Origin of the sequence: Curtobacterium sp. TC1 (assembly GCF_019844075.1) — a bacterium.
Classification (GTDB): Bacteria; Actinomycetota; Actinomycetes; order Actinomycetales; family Microbacteriaceae; genus Curtobacterium.
Genome location: NZ_CP081964.1, coordinates 2383905 through 2406763, shown reverse-complemented (window position 1 = coordinate 2406763; position 22859 = coordinate 2383905). Strand labels below are relative to the sequence as shown.

General features: G+C 73.0%; 24 protein-coding genes. 8 read left to right on the top strand and 16 right to left on the bottom strand.

Annotated features, from left to right (window positions below; genetic code table 11):
- The first annotated feature begins 38 nt into the window (after positions 1-38).
- Entirely contained in the window at positions 39-938 is a 900-nt protein-coding gene (locus tag KZI27_RS12455) for an NmrA family NAD(P)-binding protein (RefSeq protein WP_222657872.1), read from the top strand.
- Between the two features lie 99 nt (positions 939-1037).
- On the opposite strand, the gene KZI27_RS12450 is transcribed toward KZI27_RS12455, so the two are convergent.
- From KZI27_RS12450 to KZI27_RS12440, 3 genes are read right to left on the bottom strand one after another with little or no spacing between them, the layout of a single operon-like run.
- Entirely contained in the window at positions 1038-1925 is an 888-nt protein-coding gene (locus tag KZI27_RS12450; RefSeq protein WP_222657871.1) for an alpha/beta hydrolase fold domain-containing protein, read from the bottom strand.
- Complete coding sequence (locus KZI27_RS12445; RefSeq protein ID WP_222657870.1) at positions 1922-2605, bottom strand: TetR/AcrR family transcriptional regulator; 684 nt, start codon at positions 2603-2605, stop codon at positions 1922-1924. The genes KZI27_RS12450 and KZI27_RS12445 overlap by 4 nt, the downstream gene beginning before the upstream one ends.
- A 9-nt stretch (positions 2606-2614) precedes the next feature.
- Positions 2615-3379 carry an acetoacetate decarboxylase gene (locus tag KZI27_RS12440; protein WP_222657869.1) on the bottom strand — a complete coding sequence of 255 codons (765 nt, stop codon included), beginning with the start codon at positions 3377-3379 and terminating at the stop codon, positions 2615-2617.
- Between the two features lie 79 nt (positions 3380-3458).
- On the opposite strand from KZI27_RS12440, the gene KZI27_RS12435 reads away from it, so the two are divergent.
- Both KZI27_RS12435 and KZI27_RS12430 read left to right on the top strand, forming a co-directional pair.
- Positions 3459-4325 carry a 3-hydroxyacyl-CoA dehydrogenase family protein gene (locus KZI27_RS12435; protein ID WP_222657868.1) on the top strand — a complete coding sequence of 289 codons (867 nt, stop codon included), beginning with the start codon at positions 3459-3461 and terminating at the stop codon, positions 4323-4325.
- Between the two features lie 55 nt (positions 4326-4380).
- A complete protein-coding gene (locus KZI27_RS12430; protein ID WP_222657867.1) occupies positions 4381-5826 on the top strand; it encodes an amidase in 1446 nt (481 codons plus the stop codon).
- Positions 5827-5923: 97 nt separating this feature from the next.
- On the opposite strand, the gene KZI27_RS12425 is transcribed toward KZI27_RS12430, so the two are convergent.
- From KZI27_RS12425 to KZI27_RS12400, 6 genes are read right to left on the bottom strand one after another with little or no spacing between them, the layout of a single operon-like run.
- Positions 5924-6706 carry an ABC transporter ATP-binding protein gene (locus KZI27_RS12425; RefSeq protein WP_222657866.1) on the bottom strand — a complete coding sequence of 261 codons (783 nt, stop codon included), beginning with the start codon at positions 6704-6706 and terminating at the stop codon, positions 5924-5926.
- A complete protein-coding gene (locus tag KZI27_RS12420; protein WP_222657865.1) occupies positions 6703-7527 on the bottom strand; it encodes an ABC transporter ATP-binding protein in 825 nt (274 codons plus the stop codon). Before KZI27_RS12420 ends, KZI27_RS12425 begins: the two co-directional genes overlap by 4 nt.
- The gene (locus tag KZI27_RS12415; protein WP_222657864.1) at positions 7524-8411 is read right to left on the bottom strand and encodes an ABC transporter permease; all 888 of its coding nucleotides are present in this window, start codon (positions 8409-8411) and stop codon (positions 7524-7526) included. The genes KZI27_RS12420 and KZI27_RS12415 overlap by 4 nt, the downstream gene beginning before the upstream one ends.
- Positions 8408-9361: an ABC transporter permease gene (locus KZI27_RS12410; protein WP_222657863.1), complete on the bottom strand. Its 954-nt coding sequence runs from the start codon at positions 9359-9361 to the stop codon at positions 8408-8410. The genes KZI27_RS12415 and KZI27_RS12410 overlap by 4 nt, the downstream gene beginning before the upstream one ends.
- A 28-nt stretch (positions 9362-9389) precedes the next feature.
- Entirely contained in the window at positions 9390-10940 is a 1551-nt protein-coding gene (locus KZI27_RS12405; protein WP_222657862.1) for an ABC transporter substrate-binding protein, read from the bottom strand.
- Between the two features lie 57 nt (positions 10941-10997).
- The gene (locus tag KZI27_RS12400) at positions 10998-11939 is read right to left on the bottom strand and encodes an alpha/beta fold hydrolase (protein ID WP_222657861.1); all 942 of its coding nucleotides are present in this window, start codon (positions 11937-11939) and stop codon (positions 10998-11000) included.
- A 66-nt stretch (positions 11940-12005) separates the two neighbouring features.
- On the opposite strand from KZI27_RS12400, the gene KZI27_RS12395 reads away from it, so the two are divergent.
- Together KZI27_RS12395 and KZI27_RS12390 are read left to right on the top strand one after the other, a co-directional pair.
- On the top strand, positions 12006-12920 hold the full coding sequence (locus KZI27_RS12395; RefSeq protein WP_261783889.1) for a siderophore-interacting protein: 915 nt from the start codon (positions 12006-12008) through the stop codon (positions 12918-12920).
- A gap of 29 nt (positions 12921-12949) precedes the next feature.
- Positions 12950-13726, top strand: a complete 777-nt coding sequence (locus KZI27_RS12390; protein WP_410004001.1) for an ABC transporter ATP-binding protein — start codon at positions 12950-12952, stop codon at positions 13724-13726.
- 181 nt (positions 13727-13907) lie between these two features.
- On the opposite strand, the gene KZI27_RS12385 is transcribed toward KZI27_RS12390, so the two are convergent.
- From KZI27_RS12385 to KZI27_RS12365, 5 genes are all read right to left on the bottom strand, one after another.
- Positions 13908-14264, bottom strand: coding sequence for a Fe-S oxidoreductase (locus tag KZI27_RS12385; protein WP_222657860.1), 357 nt, complete (start codon positions 14262-14264; stop codon positions 13908-13910).
- A 2-nt stretch (positions 14265-14266) separates the two neighbouring features.
- A complete protein-coding gene (locus tag KZI27_RS12380) occupies positions 14267-15670 on the bottom strand; it encodes a dihydrolipoyl dehydrogenase family protein (RefSeq protein WP_222657859.1) in 1404 nt (467 codons plus the stop codon).
- Positions 15671-15725: 55 nt separating this feature from the next.
- A complete protein-coding gene (locus KZI27_RS12375) occupies positions 15726-16547 on the bottom strand; it encodes an arginase family protein (protein WP_222657858.1) in 822 nt (273 codons plus the stop codon).
- 42 nt (positions 16548-16589) lie between these two features.
- Positions 16590-17315 (bottom strand): PspA/IM30 family protein, encoded by a 726-nt coding sequence (locus tag KZI27_RS12370; RefSeq protein ID WP_222657857.1) that lies wholly within the window; start codon positions 17313-17315, stop codon positions 16590-16592.
- A gap of 92 nt (positions 17316-17407) precedes the next feature.
- Positions 17408-19315 carry a TPM domain-containing protein gene (locus KZI27_RS12365; protein ID WP_261784235.1) on the bottom strand — a complete coding sequence of 636 codons (1908 nt, stop codon included), beginning with the start codon at positions 19313-19315 and terminating at the stop codon, positions 17408-17410.
- Between the two features lie 302 nt (positions 19316-19617).
- Here KZI27_RS12365 and KZI27_RS12360 point away from each other — a divergent pair, with 302 nt between their 5' ends.
- Positions 19618-19821: a hypothetical protein gene (locus tag KZI27_RS12360; protein WP_071255966.1), complete on the top strand. Its 204-nt coding sequence runs from the start codon at positions 19618-19620 to the stop codon at positions 19819-19821.
- Positions 19822-19866: 45 nt separating this feature from the next.
- Positions 19867-20451, top strand: coding sequence for a 4'-phosphopantetheinyl transferase family protein (locus KZI27_RS12355; protein ID WP_222657855.1), 585 nt, complete (start codon positions 19867-19869; stop codon positions 20449-20451).
- On the opposite strand, the gene map is transcribed toward KZI27_RS12355, so the two are convergent.
- The gene (gene map, locus KZI27_RS12350) at positions 20435-21202 is read right to left on the bottom strand and encodes a type I methionyl aminopeptidase (RefSeq protein WP_222657854.1); all 768 of its coding nucleotides are present in this window, start codon (positions 21200-21202) and stop codon (positions 20435-20437) included. The two genes, KZI27_RS12355 and map, sit on opposite strands and share 17 nt — an antisense overlap.
- 32 nt (positions 21203-21234) lie before the next feature.
- On the opposite strand from map, the gene KZI27_RS12345 reads away from it, so the two are divergent.
- Positions 21235-21504, top strand: a complete 270-nt coding sequence (locus KZI27_RS12345) for a helix-turn-helix domain-containing protein (RefSeq protein ID WP_222657853.1) — start codon at positions 21235-21237, stop codon at positions 21502-21504.
- A 21-nt stretch (positions 21505-21525) separates the two neighbouring features.
- Here KZI27_RS12345 and KZI27_RS12340 read toward each other — a convergent pair whose 3' ends face one another.
- The gene (locus KZI27_RS12340) at positions 21526-22854 is read right to left on the bottom strand and encodes a M1 family metallopeptidase (protein ID WP_261783888.1); all 1329 of its coding nucleotides are present in this window, start codon (positions 22852-22854) and stop codon (positions 21526-21528) included.
- Positions 22855-22859 lie beyond the last annotated feature (5 nt).

Here is a 22859-nt window from a genome sequence, read left to right as displayed (position 1 = left end):
TGTGCCCGTCGCGCCTGCGCACCCGTAGCGTGGCGGCCATGACCACCACCGTCCTCGTCGCCGGCGCCACCGGAGACCTCGGCGGACGCATCGTGCACGAGCTCCTGCAGCACGACACCCGCGTCCGCGTCCTCACCCGCCCGAGCAGCGACGCAGTACAGCGCCGTTTCGCCGACGACGACCGCATCGACGTCGTCACCGCGGACTACTCGGACGCAACGGCTCTGTCGGCCGCACTCGCCGGGGTCGACGTGGTCGTCTCCGCGGTGAGCGGCACCCGCGCCGTGATCGTCGACGCGCAGCGCGCCATGCTCGACGCCGCGGTCGAGGCCGGCGTCCCGCGGTTCATCCCCTCGGACTACGCCGCCGACTACCGGTCGATCACCCCCGGCTCGAACCGCAACTTCGAGCTCCGCCGCGAGTTCGCCGCCGCCCTCGACGCCGCGCCGATCCGTGCGACCTCGGTGCTGAACGGGGCGTTCACGGACATGCTCACCGGTCAGGCACCGCTGATCCTGTTCGACCGCCAGCGGGTGCTCTACTGGTCGTCGGCCGACCAGGTCCTCGACTTCACCACGAAGGACGACGTCGCGCGCGTGACGGCGCTCGTCGCACTCGACGCGGACGCCCCCCGTGTGGTCGAGGTCGCCGGTGACCGCGTCACGGCACGGTCGATCGCCGACACGATGTCACGGCTGACCGGCACGCCGTTCCGGCTGCAGTGGGCGGGCACGACCGGCACGCTGTCGGCGATGGCCCGGGTCGGCCGGCGGCTGTCGAAGGACGACGCCGAACCGTTCCCGGCGTGGCAGGGCATGCAGTACTTCGTGAGCATGTTCAGCGGCGAGGCCGAGCTGCACCACGTCGACGACGACCGTTACGGTCCGCACGGGTGGACGAGCGTCCGCGACGTGCTCGCCGCCCACCTGGGCGTCTGACGGTCAGGCCGGGAGGCCCGCCCCGCGTCGCGCAGGACGGCCGGCGGTCCGCCGCCGTGGCCGTCACGGGCACGCGCCGGCCGGGTCCTGCGCTGACGGTCAGGCGCCGCGGACGGCCCTGACGATCTCCTGCCGTGCTGCTCGTCCGCTGCGCGTCGGCAGCAGGGGGAACACGTGCAGGGCGCCGGGCAGCTCGCGCAGCGTGACGTCCACGCCCGCGGCCCGGGCGGCCTCGACGAGCAGGTGCGCGTCGGGGTTCAGCACGTCGTGGGTCCCGGTGTGGACGAGCATCGGGCCGAGGCCGTGGAACGAACCGGACAGGGGACTGACGTCCGGGTCGTCGATCGACAGGCCGTCGGCCCACAGGTGACCGAGGACACGGCCCCCGTCGCGACCGAGCCACGGGTCGCTCGGCTGCACCTCGGGGATGCGCGGGTTCGAGAAGCCGAGGTCGAGTGCCGGTGACACCAGGACGGTCCGGAGGGAACGGACGCCCTGGCCGCGCAGGGTCTGGGCGACGGAGAGCGCGATCTGCCCACCGGCGGAGTCACCGGCCAGGTGCACCCGTCCGCGCCGGTCGATGACGCGGCGTGCGACGTCGATGACCAGGTCGTGCGCCTGCCGAGCGTTGCCGTCCGGCAGGAGTCGGTAGATCGGCACGGTCACGGTGGCGCGCGCCTCGGCTGCGAGCTGGGCGATGAGCGCCCAGTGCTGCGGGGCGATCTCGTGGACCCACCCGCCGCCGTGCACGTACACGACGTCGCGGAGCGGTGGCTGGCGGCTCGGCGTCACGGTGTACACGGGGGAGCCGGCCTGACGGTGGACGTCGACGCGCACGTCGGGCCGGAGGCGCCTCGGTGGTCCGAAGGGCTCGGGGCGGAGGGCCTGTCGGCGGACGGCCCGGTGCGCTCCCGCCTCGGTGACGAACGGCGCGTTCGCGTGCGTGGCCCGCAGGAACAGCGGGACCGCGGCTTCGGGGACGATCACGCTGCGCCTCCCGCGTCGGCGGTGTCGTCGGCGCCGTCGGGCTCGCGCACCGGCTCGCTGAGCCCGAGGAGCGCGCCCCGCACCGCGGCGACGCGGATGGTCGCCGCGTCGTCGTAGAGCACCGTCTGGCTGACCGCGCCGACGTGCGCGGCGACGACCGCACGCGTGAAGACGTCCGGCGCGACGGTGAGACGTCGGCCCTGCGCCGTGACCGACTCGACGAGCAGCGGTTCGAGCGCGGCGTGGAAGGCGTCGGTGTGCGTGCGGAGCAGCGCCCGGAGCTCGGGCTCGTGGCGTGCCCGCGACAGCAGGACCGACCGGATCGCGTACCACTTGCCCTCGGGTGGCAGGCCGCCGAGGACCCCGGAGACGATCGCGTCGACGGACTGCGGGTCGGTCGCGTCGAGCGCTGCCCGGAAGCCGTCCTCGAGCCGCTCGACGACCACGGCCTCCTGCGCTTCGTACACCGCGAAGAAGAGCTCGTCGGTCGTCGCGAAGTTCGAGTAGAAGGCCCCGCGCGTGAAGCCCGCACGCGCCACGATCGCCTCGACGCTGGCCGAGGCCGAGCCGGTCTCGTCGAACAGCGCCTCGGCGGCGCGGACGAGCTCCGCACGGGTGCTGCTGCGTCGCCGGACGGGTCGGGCGCGTGCGGCGGGGTCGTCGCTCACTCGTGGGGACACCGGTTCATCCTAGGAGGCGTCGTCCGACCGGCGCGGGTCCGCCAGGTAGTCGTGCACGGACCGTACCGGCGCGAGCGTCAGGTCGGTCAGGACGTGTGAGGCGCTGACGACCTCGAGCACCGGCAGGTCCGCCATCGGCGCGAGGGCGTGCTCGAACAGCTGCAGTCGGGCGGGCCCGGTCCAGGCCCCCTTCACGACGATGTCGGTGATCTCGGTCCGCACGAGGTCGGCGGCCCGCAGCCCCAGCGTCGTCACGTCGGGGACGAGCTTCACCATCCAGGTCGGCACCGTGATCTGCGCCGCGGCCTCGACCGGGTCCATCGGCTCCCACTGGTACGCCATGGTCGCCGTCGCAACCCGTTCGGCACCGCGGTCGAGCGTGCCGACGAGGGCGCCCTGGTCGACGCGCAAGCCCGGGGTCCCGAGCACCTTCGGGTAGGCGCTCAGTTCGCGACCGGCGAGCGTCGCCGCGGAGTTGTCGAGGTACATGGCGTGCAGGTACTCGCCGACCTCGCCGTCGTGGGTGACCTGGATCGCCTGACCGGACTCGACGTACGGGCCGTACCCGTCGACGTCGCCCATCTTCATGACCTCGAACCGGACCAGCGGGGCGTCCACCCGCAGCGGCTCCGGCACCACGGCCCGCAGTGCGTCGGGGTCGGTCCGGTACACGACGTTGAAGTACTCGCGGTCGGTGAAGCGCGTCGGTCGCAGCGGGTACACCGGCGCGGTGAGGGGCGTGGTGGCGTGGCGGAGGACGTCCGAGGCCTGCATGAGAACTCCTTGTCGGTTGCAATACGATCCGTACTGAGTACGTTGTGTATCGAACGTACACCCGAGAACGAAGGACACCATGGGCTTCCCCCTGCCGACCGACATCCGCAACCGACCCGTCACCGTGATCGGCGGTGGGACCCTCGGCCGGCGCATCGCGCTCATGTTCGCCAGCGCCGGTGGCGAGTCCCGTGTCTACGATCTCGCCGAACCGGTCCGCACGGCCGCCGTCGAGTACGTCGAGCGCGAGCTCCCGGCGCTCGCCGCCGCGCGGGACGGCGGCGCGGTCGGCACCGTCCGCGCGTTCGACGACCTGCACGCGGCCGTCGCCGGTGCGTGGCTCGTCGTCGAGGCGATCCCGGAGCGCATCGACCTCAAGACCACGGTGTTCGGCCAGCTCGACCGCGCCGTCGGGGCGGACACGATCCTGGCGAGCAACTCGTCGTCGTACGCGAGCCGACTGATGATCGACGAGGTCGAGCACCCCGAGCGCGTGCTGAACATGCACTTCTACATGCCGCCGGCGCAGAACGCCGTCGACCTGATGAGCGACGGCGAGACCGACCCCGCGGTCGTCGACCTGCTGCTCGAGGTCCTGCCGACCTACGGTGTCCGCCCGTTCGTCGCCCGCAAGGAGTCGACCGGGTTCATCTTCAACCGCATCTGGGCGGCCATCAAGCGCGAGTCGCTGGCCGTCGTCGCCGACGGGGTCTCCACGCCCGAGGACGTCGACGCCATGTTCGCGGTGAACACCGGGTCGCCCGCGGGTCCGTTCCGGATGATGGACCAGGTGGGGCTCGACGTCGTCCTGGACATCGAGGAGCACTACGCGGCGGAGGACCCGCACCTGCCCGAGGGTCCGCGGCAGCTGCTCCGGCAGTACGTCGAGGCCGGCGACCTGGGCGTGAAGACCGGGCGCGGCTTCTACCGGTACGACCAGCACTGACGGCCGACCAGCACTGTCGGACGACCAGCACCGACGCCGCCTAGGCTCGGGAACCGTGTTCGAACTCCACCACCTCGCCGCGCAGGAACTCTGGGACTGGATCCGCCGGGGGGAGGCGACCGCGCTCGAGGTGACCGAGCACTACCTCACCCGCATCGAGCGCCTGGATCCCGGCCTCGGCGCGTTCGTGACGGTCACGGCCGACGCAGCGCGCACGAGAGCCGACCGTCTCGGCCACCTGGTGCCGACGTCCAGACCGTTGTGGGGCCTCCCGTCCGCCGACAAGGACCTGTACGACCGCGCCGGGGTCCCCACGCGCAGCGGCACCGCGAGCCTGCCGGAGCGCCCCGCCGGGGCCGACCACCCGCTGGTCGCGGCGCTCGACGCGGCCGGCACGGTGAGCCTCGGCAAGACGACGTCGCCCGAGTTCGGGATGTCCTCGTCGTCGGAGACCCGGTTCGGGGTGACGCGGAACCCGTACGACACGGGCCGTGCGCCCGGCGGGTCGTCGAGCGGCGCGGCGGTCGCCGTCGCGGCCGGACTGCTGCCGGCGGCCGTCGGGTCCGACGGTGGGGGTTCGGTCCGGATCCCGGCCGCCGCGACCGGACTCGTCGGCCTCAAGCCGAGCCGTGGGCGGGTGCCGTCGATGCCCGGTCGCTCCGGCGTCGGCGGACTGTCCGTCGCCGGGCCGCTGACCCGGTCGGTGGCGGACGCCGGGATGCTGCTCGACGCGCTCGTGGCGCCCACCGGGCTGGCGGAGCCGGCACCGTACGCCCTGGTCACGCCGGACGTGGGTGACGGCCCGTTCACCGCCGCGGCCGTCCGCGGCGAGGGGCGCTTCGTCGTCGGACTGCTCGACGGCTCACCGTGGGACGACACCGTCGACGTGGTGGTCGACCCCGCGGCGCGCGCTGCCGTCGAGACCGCGGTGCGGGTGCTCGGCGAGGTGGGGCACGGCGTGGAGGACGTGCAGATGCCCCGGGCGCCGTACGCCGACGCGTTCCGGGTGGCCTGGGAGAGCTCCGCGGCGCGGCTGCCGATGGTCCCCGGCATCGACCTGACCGCGCTGACGCCCCTGGTGGCGTGGCTCGTGGAACGGGGACGGCGGCTCACCGGCACCCAGGTGCTCGACGCGATGACCACGCTCGACACGTTCTCGGCGACGCTGATCGGCGCGTTCGACCGGTTCGACGCCGTGCTGTCACCGACGCTCGCGCTGACCCCGAGGCCGCTCGGCTGGTACGGCGACGACCCGGACGAGGACTTCCGCCGCCAGTGCGCCTACTCGCCCTGGACCTCGATGGCGAACGTGGCGGGGCTGCCGGCGATCACCCTGCCCGTCGGGGTCACCGCCGACGACCACCCGGACGGTGGCGGCCTGCCGATGGGCGTCCAGTTGATCGGGCGTCCGGGGGGCGAGCGGGTCCTGCTCGCGATCGGGGCCCAGCTCGAGCGTCGGCTGCGGTGGCAGCGGCGGCACCCGGCGGCCTGGACCGCCTGACCGCCTGACGCGGGTGCAACTCGCGCGGCGACCTGGAACGACACTCCCGATGTCGTACGACGTCGATGTTGTCGTTCCGACTCAGAGCCCGCCCGCGCTACGGCAGGGTCGGCGCGGCCTCGACCAGCGCCCGCGTCACCGGGTGCACCGGCGCGTCGAGCAGCCCGACCGGCCCGTGCTCCACGATGCGCCCCGCCGACATCACCGCGACGGTGTCGCACAGCCGCTGCACCACGCCGATGTCGTGCGACACCAGCACCAGCGTCAGCCCGAGGTCGTCGGCGAGCGAGCGGAACAGGTCGATGACCCGTGCCCGCACGACCACGTCGAGCGCGCTCATCGGTTCGTCCCCGAACAGGATCCGCGGACCGTGCACCACCGCCCGGGCGATGGCGATGCGCTGCCGCTGGCCGCCGGAGAACTCGTGCGGGTAGCGGTCGACGGCGTCCGCCGGCAGGTCGACCCGTTCGAGGACGTCCCGGACGAGCGCGGCGTGCGAACCCTCCACCCGGAGCGCCCGCAACGGTTCGCGGATGATCGCGCCGACGCGCATCCGCGGGTCGAGCGACGCGTACGGGTCCTGGAACACCACCCCGGTCTCGCGACGGAACCAGCGCATGGCACCCGCGGACCCGGACGCCACCACCGGACGACCGGAGGCGGTCACGGCACCCGCGGAAGGGGCCTCCAGGCCGGCGAGCAGCCGCACCAGGGTCGACTTGCCGGATCCCGACTCGCCGACGATCCCGAGCCGCTGGCCGGGGGCGACCGTCAGGTCGACGCCGTCGACGGCGGTGCGCACCGGGCCCGGTTCGAAGGGCCCGCGGCGGGGGAGTCGGTAGGTGCGGTGCAGCCCGACTCCGTCGAGGACGGCGGTCATGCGGAGCCTCCGGACGGTCGGGTACGACGGGCGGTGGCGCGCGCGGCATCGACGAGCGCGACGGTCGCGGGGTGCTGCGGCGCCGCGAGCAGCGACGCGACCGAGCCCTGCTCGACGACCCGGCCGGCGTCGAGCACGACGGCGGTGTCGGCGATCCGGGCGAGCACCGCCAGGTCGTGCGTGACGAAGACCATGCCGGCCGCCAGCCCTTCGAAGAGGTCGAGGATCCGCGCCTCGGTCGTGACGTCGAGCGCCGTCGTCGGCTCGTCGGCGACCAGGTACGCGGGCTGCCCGGCCATCGCCATCGCGATGCAGATCCGCTGGCGCTGCCCGCCGGACAGCTGGTGCGGGTACTGGCGCAGCAGCGACTCCGGGTCCGGCAGTCCGACGTCCGCCGCCAGCGCGGTCGCCGCGGCACGCGCCGCCCGCCGGTCGAGTCCCCGGTGCAGCCGCAGGGGCTCGGCGATCTGCGCGCCGACGCGGCGCAGCGGGTCGAGGGCGGTGCCGGGCTCCTGGAAGACCATGCCGATGCCGGACCCACGGTGCCGTGCGCGCTGTCGGTCGGGCAAGCCGACGAGTTCGGTGCCGTCGACACGGATGCTGCCGGTGACGGTCGCCCCGGTGGGCTCCAGCCCCATCAGGGCGAGCGAGGTCATCGACTTGCCGGATCCGGACGCGCCGATCACGCCGACGCGTTCGCCGGGAGGCACGGTGAACGTCACGTCGTCCAGGATCGTCCGCCCCGTGATGCGGACGGAGAGCCCCACCACCTCGAGCCCACCGGTGCCGGTGTCGCTGCGGCTGTGGCTGCGGTCGGTCATGCGGTCACCCCGGGGGTGGTCGTGGCCGCGTCCGGGCGGCGGTCGCCGCCCGCTGCGCGGTCGTTCGTCGTCAGACGCGGGTCGGTGGCGTCGCGGATCGCGTCGCCGAGCAGGGAGAGTGCGGCGACGACCAGCGCGATCGCGGCTCCGGGCCAGGTGGCGCTCCACGGGTGCACCCCGATGTAGGTCTGCAGGTCGGACAGCAGGCTGCCCCACGACGCCGTGTCCGAACCGGCGCCGTAGCCCAGGTACGACAGCCCGGCCTCGGCGAGGACCGCGGTGGCCATCGCGAGCGAGAGCTGCACGGTGAACAGCGGCGCGGCGTTCGGCACCAGGTGGCGGAACAGCACCCCGGCACCACCGACACCGGAGGCGCGGGCCGCGGTGACGTAGTCGCTGCGGGCGATGCGGCGGATCTCGCCGCGGGCGACCCGGGCGATCGTCACCCCGAAGGACAGCCCGACGCTGACGATGACGACCCCGAGCGACCCGCCGGACACCGCGGTCAGGAGCATCGCGGTCAGCAGGGTCGGGAACGCCACCAGGATGTCGAGCAGGACGGCCGTGCCCTCGCGCACCCAGCGGGCGGTGAGCGACCCGATCGCGGTCAGGGCGATGCCGACGACGCTGGCGATCACCCCGGCCCCGACGGCGACGAGGACGGTGGTGCGGGTGCCGGCGAGCAGGTAGCTCGCGATGTCGCGGCCGGCGGCGTCGGTACCGAACCAGTGTGCGGCGCTCGGACCCTCCCACTGGTGGAACGGGTCGGCGCGGAAGGGGTCCTGCGGCGTCCACACGAGCGACACCGCGGCGAGGACCACGAGCAGACCGAGCACGACGACGGCGAAGACCCCGGTGGGCCGGGACAGCAGGCGGCGGATCACCCGGACACCTCGCGTTGGCGCGGGTCGAGGGTGCGGTGCACGACGTCGACGGCGAACCCGACCAGCAGCACCAGTCCGGTGAGCACGAGGAGCTCGGACTGCACCTTGGTGATGTCGCGGCGGCCGACGTCGGTCACGAGCATGCGCCCGACCCCGGGCAGCGAGAACAGCTGCTCGACGACGACGGCCCCGACCAGCAGCCCGGCGATCTGCACCCCGAGCACGGCGAGCACCGTGAGGGCGACCGACGGCAGCCCGTGCCGGAGCAGTGCCTGCGTGCGGGTGAGGCCGATCGCGGCCGCGGTGCGGACGTGGTCCGCGTCGAGCACCGACAGGGTCGCCGACCGGGTGAAGCGCAGGATGACGGCACCCTCGACCGCACCGATGGTCATGGCGGGGAGCACGAGCGAGGCGAACGCCCGGCCCGGCTCGGACCAGCCGTCGAGCGGGAAGCCCTGCGTCGGCAGCCAGTGCAGCGTGACGGCGAACAGGGCGACGAGCAGCATGCCGGCCCAGACGACCGGGACGGCGGCGACGGCCTGCGCGACGAACCCGATGACGGCGCCGCCCGGCCGACGGCGGAGCACCGCGGCGACGACCCCGAGGGGGACGCCGATCACGAGCGCGGTCGCGAGCGACATGCCCGCGAGCGGCAGGGTGATCGCCAGTTTCTGCGCGATCTCCGGCGCGACCTGCCCGTTCGTCACGAGGGACCGACCGAGGTCGCCGCGGAACACCCCGCCGATCCAGTCGAGGTACTGCGCCACGACGGGCCGGTCGAGGCCGAGCTGCTGCCGGAGCTGCTCGACCTGCGCCGGGGTCGACTGGGTGCCGGCGACGACCTGTGCGACGTCGCCGGGCAGCACCCGCAGGGTCGCGAAGATGATGACGCTCGCGACGAGCAGCCCGACGACGAGCAGCAGCAGCCTGCCGACCAGGAACCGGGTCACGTGCTCGGAGCTCCGGCAGCGGTTCGGTTCACTTGACGGCGAGCTTCGACAGGTCGAGCCTCGAGTTGCCGCCGTCGACGGGGAAGCCCGTGACGCCGGTCCGCACCGCGGTGATCTCGGTGGCCGTGTAGAGCCACTCGCCGGCGGCGTCCTCGCTCACGATCTTCGCGGCCTTGCGCAGGGCCTCGGTCTTGGTGGCCTCGTCGGTCGCCGCGATCGACTCGGCGTAGAGCGACTGCACCTCGGCGTTGTCGTAGCCGAAGTAGTAGTCGGGGTTCGCCCAGTTGCCGAAGTCGCGGGCCTCGACGTGGTCGACCATCGACAGGTCGAAGTCACGCTCGCCCGACTTCGGTGCCTGGAACACCGAGGACAGCCAGGTGGCGAAGTCGACGCGCTTGACGGTCAGGGTGATCCCGACGTCGGCGAGCTGTGACTTCAGCACGTCGCCGATGGTCGCCGGGTAGACGTTCGCGTACGTCAGCGTGAGCTTCAGGTTCTCCTGTCCGGCGGCGGCGAGGAGCCGCTTCGCGTTGTCAGGGTCGTACGCGTCGATGTCGGTCAGGTCCTCGTACCCGGGGTCGAGCTCCGGGATCGGACCGCCCTGCTCGACACCCGTGCCGCCGATGGCCTTGATGAGCGCCTTCGGGTCGATCGCCTGCCGGATCGCCTGGCGCACCCGCTTGTCGGTGAACGGTTCCTTGCGGTCGTTGAACGCCAGCGTGTACTTGTCCGTCGTCTTGCCGCTGTGCAGCGCGATGTCGGCGTTCCCCTGGAGCTGGCTCTTCAGCGTGCCGTCGACCGGGTTGAGGACGTCGAGGTCCCCGTTCGCCATCGCGTTGACGGCCGTCGACGGGTCGGTGATGTACCGGAAGACGATCTTCGCGACCTTCGCCTTCGTGCCCCAGTAGTCGTCGTTGCGGTCGAAGGTGAGCGAGTCGCCCTGCTTCCAGTTCGCGACCTCGTAGGGGCCGGTGCCGTTCGCGGTGTCCGACAGGTCGTTCGTCGCGGCCTTCTCGAGCACCAGTCCGGAGCGGCCGGTCAGGTTCCAGAGCAGGTCCGAGTCGGGCTTCGCCAGCTCGAGCCGGACCACACCGGTCGACGGGGACGTGATCGAGGTGACGCCGGCGAGCTTGGCGGAGTCCACGTAGGTCTCGTTCGACTTGACCTGCTCGAGCGACCACACGACGTCGGCCGCGGTGACGTCCTTGCCGTCCTGGAACGTGATGCCGTCGCGCAGCGTGAACGTGTAGGTCAGGCCGTCGTCGGAGACCTCGTGCTCGGAGGCCAGCACGTCGCGGATGTCGCCGTCGGCGGTCCGGCCGACGAGCCCCTGGTACACGTTGTCGATGAGCACCTGGTCGAGCGCTGCACCGGACTGCGTGCGGATGTCGAGGCTGGTCGGTTCGAGCACCAGGCCGACGCGCACGGTGGCGTCGGCGCCGCCGTTCTCGTTCGACGAGCCGGAGCAGCCGGTCAGCGCGAGGGCGGAGACGACGGCGACCGCGGTGGCGGCGAGGGCGGCACGTCCGATGCGCGTGGTGCGTGCAGCCCGGGCGGTACGGCGGTGGAGCGGACTCATGGGGTGTGGGTTCCTTCCGGACGCGAGGCGATGGTCACAGCTCGCGCTCGCACGAGGTTACCGGGGGCCGGTACGGTCCCGCGACGGTTCATCGATCCGGTGCAACAAACCGTGACGTCCCGCCCATGCCCGGATCGCCGCAGCGAGTTCGAGGGGCGCCTGGTTCTGCACCGCGTGCCGTGCGGTGACCGTCACGATCTCGGCGTCCGGCAGCCGCTCGGCGAACGCGGCGTGCAGCTTCGGTGAGACGTACCCGCGGTCGCCGCGGACGAGCAGGATCGGCACCCGCAGGGCCTCGAGGTCGGGCCAGGCGTCGGCGAAGCGCCCCACCGACGACGTGCGGCCGGCGGGCAGGTGCGGGAAGTGGTGCCGCCGGACGAGCGCGCCGTCGTCGCCGAGCCGCGTGGTGTGGCGGGCCTCGCGCAGCAGCACGTGCCGGTCGTCGCCGACGCGTGCCTCGATCGCCCGGTCGACGACCTGGTCCAGCGTCGCGAAGGGCTCCTCGGCCTCGAGTGCCCGGGCGATCCGGTCGACCGCCCGCTGCGCGAAGTCGGGCGACATGTCGACGAGCACGAGCCCGGTGACCCGCTCCGGTGCCGTGGCCGCGAGCCGTGCCGACAGGATCGCGCCGAGGGAGTGCCCGACGACGATCCCCGGCGGGACCCCCAGGGCGTCGAGCGCGGCGAGCACGGTCGGCGCCGTCACGGACGCCCCGTAGTCCGCGTCGTCCCGCCACGACGACCGGCCGTGTCCCGGCAGGTCGAGGGCGACCGCCGGCTCGCCGACGGCGAGCGCGGTCTGGTCGAAGCTGTGGGCGTCGATGCCGAGGCCGTGCAGGTAGGTGATCCGGGCCTCCCGGTCTCCCCACCGGATGGCGGACGTCTCCTGTCCGTCGTGGGTGCGGACCACCTGCCTGGAGGCGCGGAGCGGCTCCGTCACGCCGCTCGCGCGGGCGAGGGCGGCCAGGTCTGCGAATTCGTCGTCGGGGGCATCGGGCACGGAAGCGATCTTCGCACCGTCGGCGGGGTCTGGAGACCTTAGGTAAGGCATGCCATACTCGGATCCGTGGCAACCCGGTACCGCGTCTTCTCCGTCCGTGTGGCAGCGGTCACGTCCCTCACCCCGCACTTCGTCCGGGTGACGCTGACGGGCGATGCCCTGGCGGACTTCTCCTCGGTCGGGCTCGACCAACGGATCAAGGTCGTGCTGCCGCTGGACGGCGTGGGCTTCTCCGAACTGCCCGAGGACGAGGACTGGTACGCCGCCTGGCGTGCCCTGCCGGACGCGGAACGGAACCCGCTGCGCACGTACACGGTCCGCTCGTTCCGGCCCGACGCCCGTGAGCTCGACATCGACTTCGTCGCGCACGGGGACGCCGGGCCCGCATCGCGGTGGGTGTCGTCCTGCCGCGTGGGCGACGAACTCCGGATCGTCGGACCGCGCGTGCCGGAGTCGCCCGAGGACCTGCCGACCGGCGCCGCCGAGTTCGCACCCGGGCACGCGAACCGCATCCTGCTCGCCGGGGACGAGACCGCCGCCCCGGCGATCTGCGCCATCCTCGAGGCGCTCGACGTCTCGACCGTCGGCCACGTCTTCATCGAGGTGCCGACCGACGCCGACCGGCTGCCCGTGACCGCGCCCGCCGGGGTCGAGGTCCGTTGGATCGCCCGGAACGGCGCGACGCACGGCGTCCGCATGACCGACCAGGTGCACGCCTGGGCGTCGACGGTCGTCGCCGGTTCCTCGTCCGCCGCCGGTCCCGCCTGCGGGGACGCCGTCGAGCTGACCGACGTCGACGTCGACGAGCAGGTCCTGTGGGACGTCCCCGCGCCGGTGGACGAGCGTCCGGTGTACGCGTGGATCGCGGGGGAGGCCGGCTGCGTCAAGGAGCTCCGTCGGCACCTGGTGCGCGGCGTCGGGATCGACCGGAAGCAGGTCGCGTTCATGGGGTACTGGCGGCACGGCAAGGCCGAGAACTGAACGCCGCAGCCGGGCTCCCCACGACCGCGTTGGGTGTGCGTGGGCTGACGCTCGCGTACGACGACCGCATCGTGGTGGACGCGCTCGACGTGGACGTCCCCGACGGCGAACTGACCGTCATCGTCGGCCCGAACGCGTGCGGCAAGTCGACGCTGCTGAAGTCGTTCGCACGCACCCTCAAGCCGCGCGCTGGCACCGTGTACCTCGACGGCGCGCCGATCGACTCCTACCGTCCGAAGGCCGTGGCCCGACGGGTCGGCATGCTCCCGCAGACGCCGATCGCCCCCGACGGCATCACCGTCCGCGACCTGGTGTCCCGCGGGCGCTTCCCGCACCAGGACCTGCTGCACCCGTCCTCCGGGTCCGACCGGCGGGCCGTGCAGGCCGCCCTCGAGCAGACCGAGACCCTCGACCTGGCCGACCGCAGCGTCGACGAGCTCTCCGGCGGGCAGCGGCAACGGGTGTGGATCGCGATGGTCCTGGCGCAGGAGACCGACATCGTGCTCCTCGACGAGCCCACGACGTTCCTCGACATCGCCCACCAGTACGACGTGCTCGAACTGGCCTCCGCGCTGCACGCCGCGGGCCGGACGGTCGTCGCGGTGCTGCACGACCTGAACCAGGCGGCGCGCTACGCCACCCACCTCATCGCGATGCGCCAGGGGTCGATCGTGGCCGCGGGGCCGCCGTCGTCCGTGCTCACCGCCGACCTGGTCGAGGACGTCTTCGGTCTGCCGTGCGTGGTCGTCCCCGACCCCGAGACCGGCACACCCCTGATCGTCCCGCGTCGCCCCGCCGCAGCCTGACGACGCCGCGCCGCGCCCCGCCCCGCCGCGCCGCGCCCCGCCCGGCCCGGTTCCCCGAGGTTCCGAAATCTCGGCATCTCACCGCGCCCACGGGCCGCCCGTGGAACCTCGGCGGGACGTACGCGGCATGTCGTGGAACCTCGGCGGCAGGGAGAGCCCTCGTCCTCGCCGACGCAGGGGCTCAGCGGTAGCCGCCGTCCTCCAGGCCGGCCTCGACCTCGAAGCGGTTGCGGAGCGGATCACGGCCGGCGGCGGCGTACAGCACGGGCATGAGCATGCCGTACCGCCGCCACTGCGCGACGTGCACCCGCTCGTGCCGGAGCACCTTGGGCCCGTCGTTGTCGCGGGTCAGGTAGACCGAGCCCACGCAGGTGCCACCGCGGCGGAACACCCACCGCGGCAGCCCCGTGCAGACGATCAACCCGTCGACGACCCGGACGGGCCCGGTCGACAACGGTAGGCCCACCGCGAGGCCGACCGCGGTCGCGAACAGCCAGCCCGCGCGGGACACCGGGGAGTCCAGGAGCGGGTTGCGCACCCCTACTCCGGGCGACCGTAGGTCTCGAGCAGGCGGAGCCAGACCTCGTTCATGGTCGGGTAGGCCGGCACCGCGTGCCAGAGGCGGTCGACCGGGACCTCGCCGACGACCGCGATCGTCGCCGCGTGCAGCATCTCGGCGACGTCCTGGCCGACGAAGGTGACCCCGACGACGACCCCTCGGTCCTCGTCGACGACCATCTTGGCCCGCCCGGTGTACCCGTCGGCCTGCAGTGCGGACCCCGCGACCCCGCCGAGGTCGTACTCCACGGCACGGACGTTCAGCCCCTGCTCGCGGGCGGCCTGCTCGGTCAGGCCGACGCTCGCGACCTCGGGGTCGGTGAAGGTGACCTGGGGGACCGCGGCGTGGTCGGCCGTCGCGACGTGGGCGCCCCACGGCTCGGTGTGCAGCGGCGTGCCCTGGTACCGGGCAGCGATGGCCTCGCCGGCTGCGCGGGCCTGGTACTTGCCTTGGTGGGTGAGGAGCGCGCGGTGGTTGGCGTCGCCGACGGCGTACAGCCAGTCGGTGCCGTGCACGAGCATCGTGTCGTCGACCTCGAGCCAGTCACCGGCGGTGAGCCCGACGGACTCGAGCCCCAGGTCGGCGGTGTGCGGGGTACGGCCGGTGGCGGCCAGGACCTCGCTCGTGATGACGGTGGTGTCGTCGTCGAGTGTGGTGGTGACGAGCCCGTGCTCGTCGCGGTCGACCCGCACGGGGCTCACACCGGTGCGGACGTCGACGCCGAGTTCGCGGAGCGCGTCGGTGACGAGCTCGCCGGCGAACGGCTCCATGCCGCCGAGCAGCCCGTGGCGGGCGACGAGGGTGACCTTCGCACCGAGCGATGCCCAGGCGGTGGCGAGCTCGGAGCCGGCGACGCCGCCGCCGATCACGAGCAGGCTCTCCGGCACCTGCTGGGCGCTGGTGCCCTCGCGCGTGCCCCACGGCTTCGCGTCGGCGAGTCCCGGCACGTCCGGCAGGGCGTGCAGCGATCCGGTCACGACCGCGACGGCGGCGCGGGCCGTGTGCGTCTCGCCGCCGACCTCGATCGTCTTCTCGCCGGTGATGCGGGCGTGGCCGCGGATCAGGGCGATGTCGGCGGACTCGAGCCAGGACACCTGGCCGTCGTCCTTCCAGTCCGAGGTGAACGAGTTGCGGCGCGCGAGCACGTGGGCCGCGTCGAGTTCGCCGGTGACGGCCTGCTTCGCACCGTCCAGGCGCTTCGCCGCGGCCAGGGCGTGGCCGCTGCGCAACAGTGCCTTCGACGGCATGCACGCCCAGTAGGAGCACTCGCCGCCGACCAGTTCGGACTCCACGATCGCGACCGCCAGGCCGCGCTTGTGGGCGTAGTCCGCCACGTTCTCGCCGACTGCGCCGGCGCCGATCACGATGAGGTCGTAGTCCGTCATGTGGCCGAGCGTACGCGGACCGGCATGGGGTGTGCCCGGCGCGCCGGGTCGGTTCTCAGGCCACCCGGGAGGCGCTGGTCAACGCCCCGACGACGCGCAGGATCACGCCGAGGTCGTCCACTGCACGGTCCGGGTCGACGGGAGCGAATCCGGTGAGCGCGGCGCCGGCGAGGCGCCGGCCGCGGGTCGCGGCCTGGATCCGCTCGACCAGACCGGCGCCGTCGAGTCCGAACGGCACGGGTTCGAGCAGGCCGTCGACCTCGGACGGGTCGAGGACGTCGAGGTCGACGTGCACGAACACCGACGTGGCTCCGGTGGCGTCGACGGCGGCGGCGAGGGCGTCCGGGGTGGCGGCGTCGACGTCGAGCCGGGTGATCCCGGCTCGGTCGAGCGCTGCTTCCTCGGCGTCGTCGAGACCCCGGACCCCCGCGACCACGACCGATGACGCGGGGAGCACGGGCAGTGCGGGGAACAGCTCGTCGGCGCGGTCGACGAGGATCCGCAGGGCTGCGGTCTCGGCGGCGACGGGTTGCGCACGGTTGAGCGGTCGGTACCCGCTGGACCCGGCGATCCGCACGAACGCGGTGTCGGGGCCGAGGCCCACGGTCGCGCCGAGGACGATCGCGCCGTCCCCGCCGACGACGAGGACCGGTTCGCTGGCGACGCCGGTCTCCGCTGCCACGCGGTCGGCGACGGCGAGCACGGAGGTGTAGCGGGCGACGGCCGTCTCGAGGCGGTCGCCGGCTCCGGTGGGGACGTCGACCACGGTGGTGGACGCTCGGGGGAGGTCGGCCGCGATCGCGGTCGCTCCGTCCCCGAGGCGCATCGCGCGCGACGACGCCGAACCCTGCCACTGACCGACCACGAGGAACTGCATCGTCTCAGTCTGTCAGGTGGGGTCCGGCGTCGTCCGGGAAGGTCAGAGGCTCGACGAGCCGCCGGACTTCAGCGCGGCGAGTCGTGCTTCGACCTCGGCGTCCTTGCCGACGTCCTCGAGGCTCTCGAACTGGGCGTCGAGGCTCGACGACTGCAGCTCCTGCTGCCCGAGGACCTTCGCTTCTTCACGACGGACCTTCTCCTCGAAGCGACCGAGGTCGCTCGTCGGGTCGAGCACGTCGATGTTGCCGAGCGCGTCGTTGACCTTGGACTGCGCTTCGGCCGTCTTGGAGCGGGCGACGAGGTTGTCGCGCTTCGCCCGGAGTTCCTCGAGCTTCTGCTCCATGCCGGCGAGCCCGGTCTTGAGCTTCTCCACGGCTTCGTTCTGCGAGGCGAGGTTCGGCTCGGCGTCCTTGACCTCCTGCTCGGCGGCGATCTGCTTGCCGATCGCGATCTTGGCGAGGTTGTCGAACTTGTCCGCCTCGGCCGTCTTGCCCTCGGCGCGGTACTTGTCCGCGGCGGAGGACGCGCTGGCCGCCTTCTGGCCCCACTCGGTCGAGGCGCGCTTGTCCTCTTCGTGGTCCTGCTCGAGCAGGCGCACGTTGCCGATGGTCTGCGCGATCGCCGTCTTCGCGTCGGCGATGTTGTTCGTGTAGTCGCGCACGAGCTGGTCCAGCATCTTCTGCGGGTCCTCGGCGTCGTCGATGAGCTGGTTGATGTTCGCCCGCACGAGGGTGGAGATGCGGCCGAAGATCGTCTGCTTTGCCATTGCTGTTCCCTTTCCTGGAAGGTCTGACGTGGTGAGTCTGGTCTGTCGGGTTCGGTTCGTCGGGTGTGGTCTGTTCGTCGGCTGGGGCGGGGTCAGAAGCGGCCGCCGCCGGAGAACCCGCCTCCGCCGCCTCCGCCGCCCCCACCACCGAAGCCGCCTCCGCCACCGAAGCCCCCGCCGCCGCCCCCGAAGGAACCGCCGCCGAAGCTGCCGCCGCGGCCGCCGAGCAGGCCGCCGAGCACGATGCCGGTGACGAGGCCGCCGAGCTGTGCCCCGTTGCCGCCGCCGCCGCCGAAGCCGCCGCCACCGCCACCCCAGCCGCCCATGTCGCCGTTCGCGGCGTCCATCGCGGCGGCCGCGTACTGCTCTGCGGCGCGTGCGGCCTGCAGGGCCTGTCCGGGATCGGTCGTGGCGAGCTGCACGGCGTCGTCGAGGGCGCGTTCGGCCTCGGACAACCGGGTGCGGGCGGTCGGCCCGATGCCCCCGCGGTGCAGCGAGATGTACTCCCGCGCCTGGCTGATCCGGTTCCGGGCGTCGCGCAGGGCGTCGTCGAGCGCTCGGGACGCCCGGCGCTGCTGCTCCTCGGCACCGCGGGCTGCGGCGATGGCCTGGTCGATCTCCGTGTTCGCCTTGGTGAGGGCGTCGACCGCGGCGACCGGGTCCTTGGGGTCGAGGCCCTGTCGGAGCACGGTCTGCGCCCGCGTGACGGCGGCGGCGAGGTCGGGACCGCCGACGGTCAGCGTCCGGGCCGCCGAGACGTCGCCCTCGATGTCGATGCGCATCGCCTCGGCGCGCGCCGTGGCCTCGGCGAACGATCCCTCGGCGGCGATCGCGCCGTTCGTGAGCTGCTGCACCTGCGCCAGTGCGTGCTGCGCGTCACGCACGGCGACCACTGCCTCGCCCTTGTCGCCCGCGGCGATCGCCGCGGTGGCCGCGTTCGAGCGCTCGGTGGCGTAGGCGAGGACCTGGTGGGCCTGGTCGACGTTGTCGGACACGGTGGCGAGGGTGCGCCCGGTGTACCGCGACCGGACGCGGTCGAGGGCTGCTGCTGCCGCGCCGACCGACGCCGGGGCGGCCGCCACGGCCGGGGCCAGTGCGACCGCTGCGTCGTCGACGCCGTCCTCGAGCGACCGGAGCTGGTCGAAGGCCTCGGTCTGCGCCTCGATCGAGGCGTGCGCCTGCTGGCAGATCGCGATGATCTGGTTCGCCCAGTCGGCACGCTGCTGGGGGGAGTCGGGGATCTCATCGTCGAGCTGCTGCCGGAACGTGAAGGCCTTGCGCACGGCCTGCTGTGCGGCGGCGACGGCGTCGGCGAAGGGCTTCGCGGCGTCGGGACCGAACTGCGCCGTGGCGAACCCGACCTCTTGCTCGGCGGTGCGGAGTTCGTCGTCGATGGTGACGAGCGCTCCGCCCGCGGTGCGTTCGAGGTCGGCGAGGGACTCCTGCTGCGCTTTGGTGGCCGCGGCGGTCCTGCGCTTGTTGCGGGCGCGGATGACGAGCACGACGACCACCAGGCCGACGACGATGACGAGCAGCAGGATCCAGAGCCAGGTCAGATCCGGCGGCGCCTGGGTGTCGGTCAGGCCGTTCGCGAACGCCACGGCCGCGCCGGACCAGTCGCCCTGCTTCAGCTCGGGGAGCAGTGCGTCGTTCACGGCGCTCTGCACGTCGGACTCGGAGATGGCGGTCTCGTTGGTCTGCTGGACGTCGTAGTTGCGCTCGTCGACCGCGACGGACAGCAGGATGCCGTCCGTGTCGATCTGGTTCCGGTCCATGACCGCGGAGCCCCATGCGGTGTGGTCCGTCGGATCGGTGAACGTCGGCACGAACACCACGTACAGCTGCGTCTGGGTCTCGGCGTACAGGTCCTGCACCGCCTGTTCGACCTGCGCCTGCTGCGACGAACTGAGGGCGTCGGCTTCGTCGAGGACGTACGCACCACCCAGGTCGACGGGTGCCGTGGCCTGCGCGGTCGCTGCCGGAGCCAGGACGATCAGCATCGCCACGACCGCCGCCGTGACGCGACCCCAGAGCCGCGCTGTCCCCCGTTCCGTGCTCGACCCGCCTGTGCCCGATCCGTGCTGGACCGTTCGCATCCGTCCTCCGTCCGTCACCGGTCGGCGCCGTCGACACCGCTCCGAACCGCGCCCTGTGTGCGCCGTCGCCCGGAGTCTATCCAGGCCCCGGAGCGCACGGACAGACTCCCGGTGAACCCTGTGGACAAGCCGATCCATGGGTGTCTTGTCCCCCGAGCCGGGGTATGCTGGCGGCACTGTTCGACGACGAACGGAAGGGAACAGCAATGGAGCGAACCACGAGTACCGAGGTCGTCCCGCTCGAGGACGGCTACCACCGCGTGTCGACGCCGGCGACCGGCGTGATCGGCTTCGTGCGCGAGCACGACGGCCGCTACGAGGTGCTGCGCGGACGCGTCCGCCAGGCGACCCGATCCGAGGGTCTCTACAGCACCATGAACGTCGCACTCATCGCGCTCACGCACGCGTAGCGACACGGCTCTGGACCGACCACCCGCGCACCGTAGGCTGCGTGCGTGGGTGAGTCGGGCCTCCAGACCGTCGTCGTGACGCTGTGCGCGCCCGGTCCGGACCGCGCTGCCGACCGGGAGGCCCTGGTCGCCGCCGTCGCGTCGGCGTCCGGTTCCGAGACGGCCGAGGTGCGCGCGGGGCGCGTCTGCCCGCACTGCCGCGGGACCGACCACGGTCGTCCGTGGGCCACGGTGCACGGCACCGGCTACGGCGTCAGCCTGTCGCGCACGACCGGAGCAGTCGCCATCGCCGTCGCTCCCGGCATGGTCGGCTTCGACGTCGAGCGCGTGTCCCGCGTCGCCGCAGCGCCGCTCGACGCCTTCACGTCCGGTGAACGCGGTCGTTCGGCGGGTGACGTCGGCCTGCTCGCGGCCTGCTGGGCGGCGAAGGAGGCCGTGCTGAAACGCGACGGCCGGGGCCTGCGAGTCGACCCGATCGCGGTGGACGTCGACGTCGCGGCCGGGTCCGCGCGCTTCGAGGGGGTCGACCACGCCGTCACGGTCCTCCGACCGGCAGCCGACCTGGTGCTCGTCGTCGCGGCCGGCGGACTGCCCGTCGTGGTCGAGGGGACGGTCAGCGGGGGAGCGTGAGCACCGCTACGCCGTCCTCGGTGATCGCGATGGTGTGCTCGGTGTGGGCCGTCCGGGCTCCGGTGGCGCTGCGGAGCGTCCAGCCGTCGGGGTCGGTGACGAGCACGTCGGTGTCGGCCATCACCCACGGCTCGAGCGCGAGCAGGAGCCCCGGCCGGAGCGTGTAGCCGCGACCCGCGCGGCCGGTGTTCGACACGTGTGGGTCCTGGTGCATGGTCGAACCGATGCCGTGGCCGCCGAACTCGACGTTGACCGGGTAGCCCGCGGCCTCGAGCACGGTGCCGATCGCGTGCGACAGGTCGCCGGTGCGCGCACCGGGGCCGGCAGCGGCGATCCCGGCGGCGAGGGCGCGCTCGGTGGCGTCGATGAGGGCGAGGTCCTCGTCGCGCGGGGTGCCGACGACGAAGCTCACCGCGGCGTCGGCGGCGATGCCGTCCAGGGACACCGCGAGGTCGAGGGTGAGCAGGTCGCCGTCGGCGAGGGCCCGGTCGTGCGGCAGCCCGTGCAGCACGGCGTCGTTCACGGCGGTGCAGATGTGGTGGCCGAACGGACCGCGGCCGAACGAGGGGGCGTAGTCGACGTAGCAGGAGTCGGCACCGGCGTCCTCGATCATCTGCTTCGCCCACCGGTCGATCTCGAGCAGGTTCGTGCCGACGCGGGTGCGTTCGCGCAGGGTCTGCAGGATGGTGCCCACGAGGGCTCCGGTGGCGCGGGCCTTGTCGACCTCGGCGGGCGTCAGGATCTCGATCACGCGGATGATCATACCGGTATTACTATGTGGGGATGGTCCGTCTCCCGCTCAGCCCCGACGAGGTCGCGCGCGGCCGCCGCCTCGGTGCGCTGCTCCGTCGTGCCCGTGGTCCACGGTCTATCGTCGACACCGCCCTCGCCGCCGGGATCTCGCCCGAGACGCTCCGCAAGATCGAGACCGGGCGCATCGCGACGCCGGCGTTCTCGACCATCGCAGCCGTCGCGGGTGTGGTCGGACTGTCGCTCGACGCGGTGTGGTCCGAGGTCAGCTGCGACCCGGCCGACGGCGAACTGGCGGGCTAGCCGGCCGGGCAGCGGAGCCCGCTAGTCGACGCGGGGCGCGAGCAGCGCCGGAACCGACGCCTCGTCGATCCACGGGCCGGTGACCGCACGGACGTCCGCGACGGGACGGCCGGCGGCGTCCGCGAACGCCCCGAGCACGTCGGGCACCGTCACCGAACCGTGCCGGTGCCGTTCGGTGATGCTCCGGAGCCCGGCGAAGAACGCGTCGTCGCCGAACGTGCGGCGGACGGCGTGCAGGGCGAGGGCGCCGCGCTTGTAGACGCGGTCGTCGAACATGTCCTTCGCGCCGGGGTCCCCGACGACGAGGTCCTCGGGCTGGTCGAGCAGGCCCTGCCGGTACTCCGCCGCGAGCGTGTCGGCGGTGTCGCCACCGCGTTCCTCGGACCAGAGCCACTCGGCGTAGCAGGCGAACCCCTCGTGCAGCCAGATGTCCTGCCAGCGCGCGACCGTCACCGAGTTGCCGAACCACTGGTGGGCGAGCTCGTGCGCGATGAGCCGGTCGGTGCCGTGCTCGCCGTCGACGTGGTTGCGGCCGAACACCGCCAGCCCGTGGGCTTCGAGCGGGATCTCGAGCTCGTCGTCGGTGACCACGACGCCGTACGCCGCGAACGGGTACGGGCCGAAGCGGTCGGAGAACAGCGCGAGCATCTCCGGCACCTGACCGAAGTCGGTCTTCGCGGCGGTCGCCAGGTCGGAGGGGTGGTGCAGGGTGACGGGGACGACGGCGCCGCGGAGCCTCGTCGTGCGGTACCGGCCGATCTGCACCGTCGCCAGGTACGTCGCCATCGGCTCGGTGGTGGCGTAGGTCCAGCGGGTGCCGATCCGGTCGCGTTCCTTGCCGAGGAGGTCGCCGTTCGCCAGGACGTCGTACGCGGCCTCGGCGGCGATCTCGAACCGGTAGGTCGCCTTGTCGTCCGGTCGGTCGTTGCACGGGAACCACGAGGGTGCCCCGGTCGGCTGGGCCGCGACGATGACGCCGTCGGTGAGCTCCTCCCACCCGACCTGGCCCCAGGCGCTGCGCACGGGGCGCGGGTTGCCGCGGTACTTCAGGTGCACGGTGAACGTCGTGCCGGCCGCGATCGGGGACGCCGGGGTGACGGTGACCTTGTGCACGGCGTTCGACACCTTCTTCGCGCGGGCACCGTCGACGTCGGCGCGCTCGACGCTCAGGCCGTGCAGGTCGACCACGATCTTGTCGAGCGGCTCGAGGGCGCGCGCGGTGATCGTCGCGGTGCCGTCGAGGCGGTTCGTGGCGACGCGGTAGTCGAGGCGGAGGTCGTAGTGCTCGGCGCTCCAGCGTCGGTCGCCGCTGTGCGGGGTGTACGGGTCGGCAGCGGAGGTGTTCGGCACGGTCT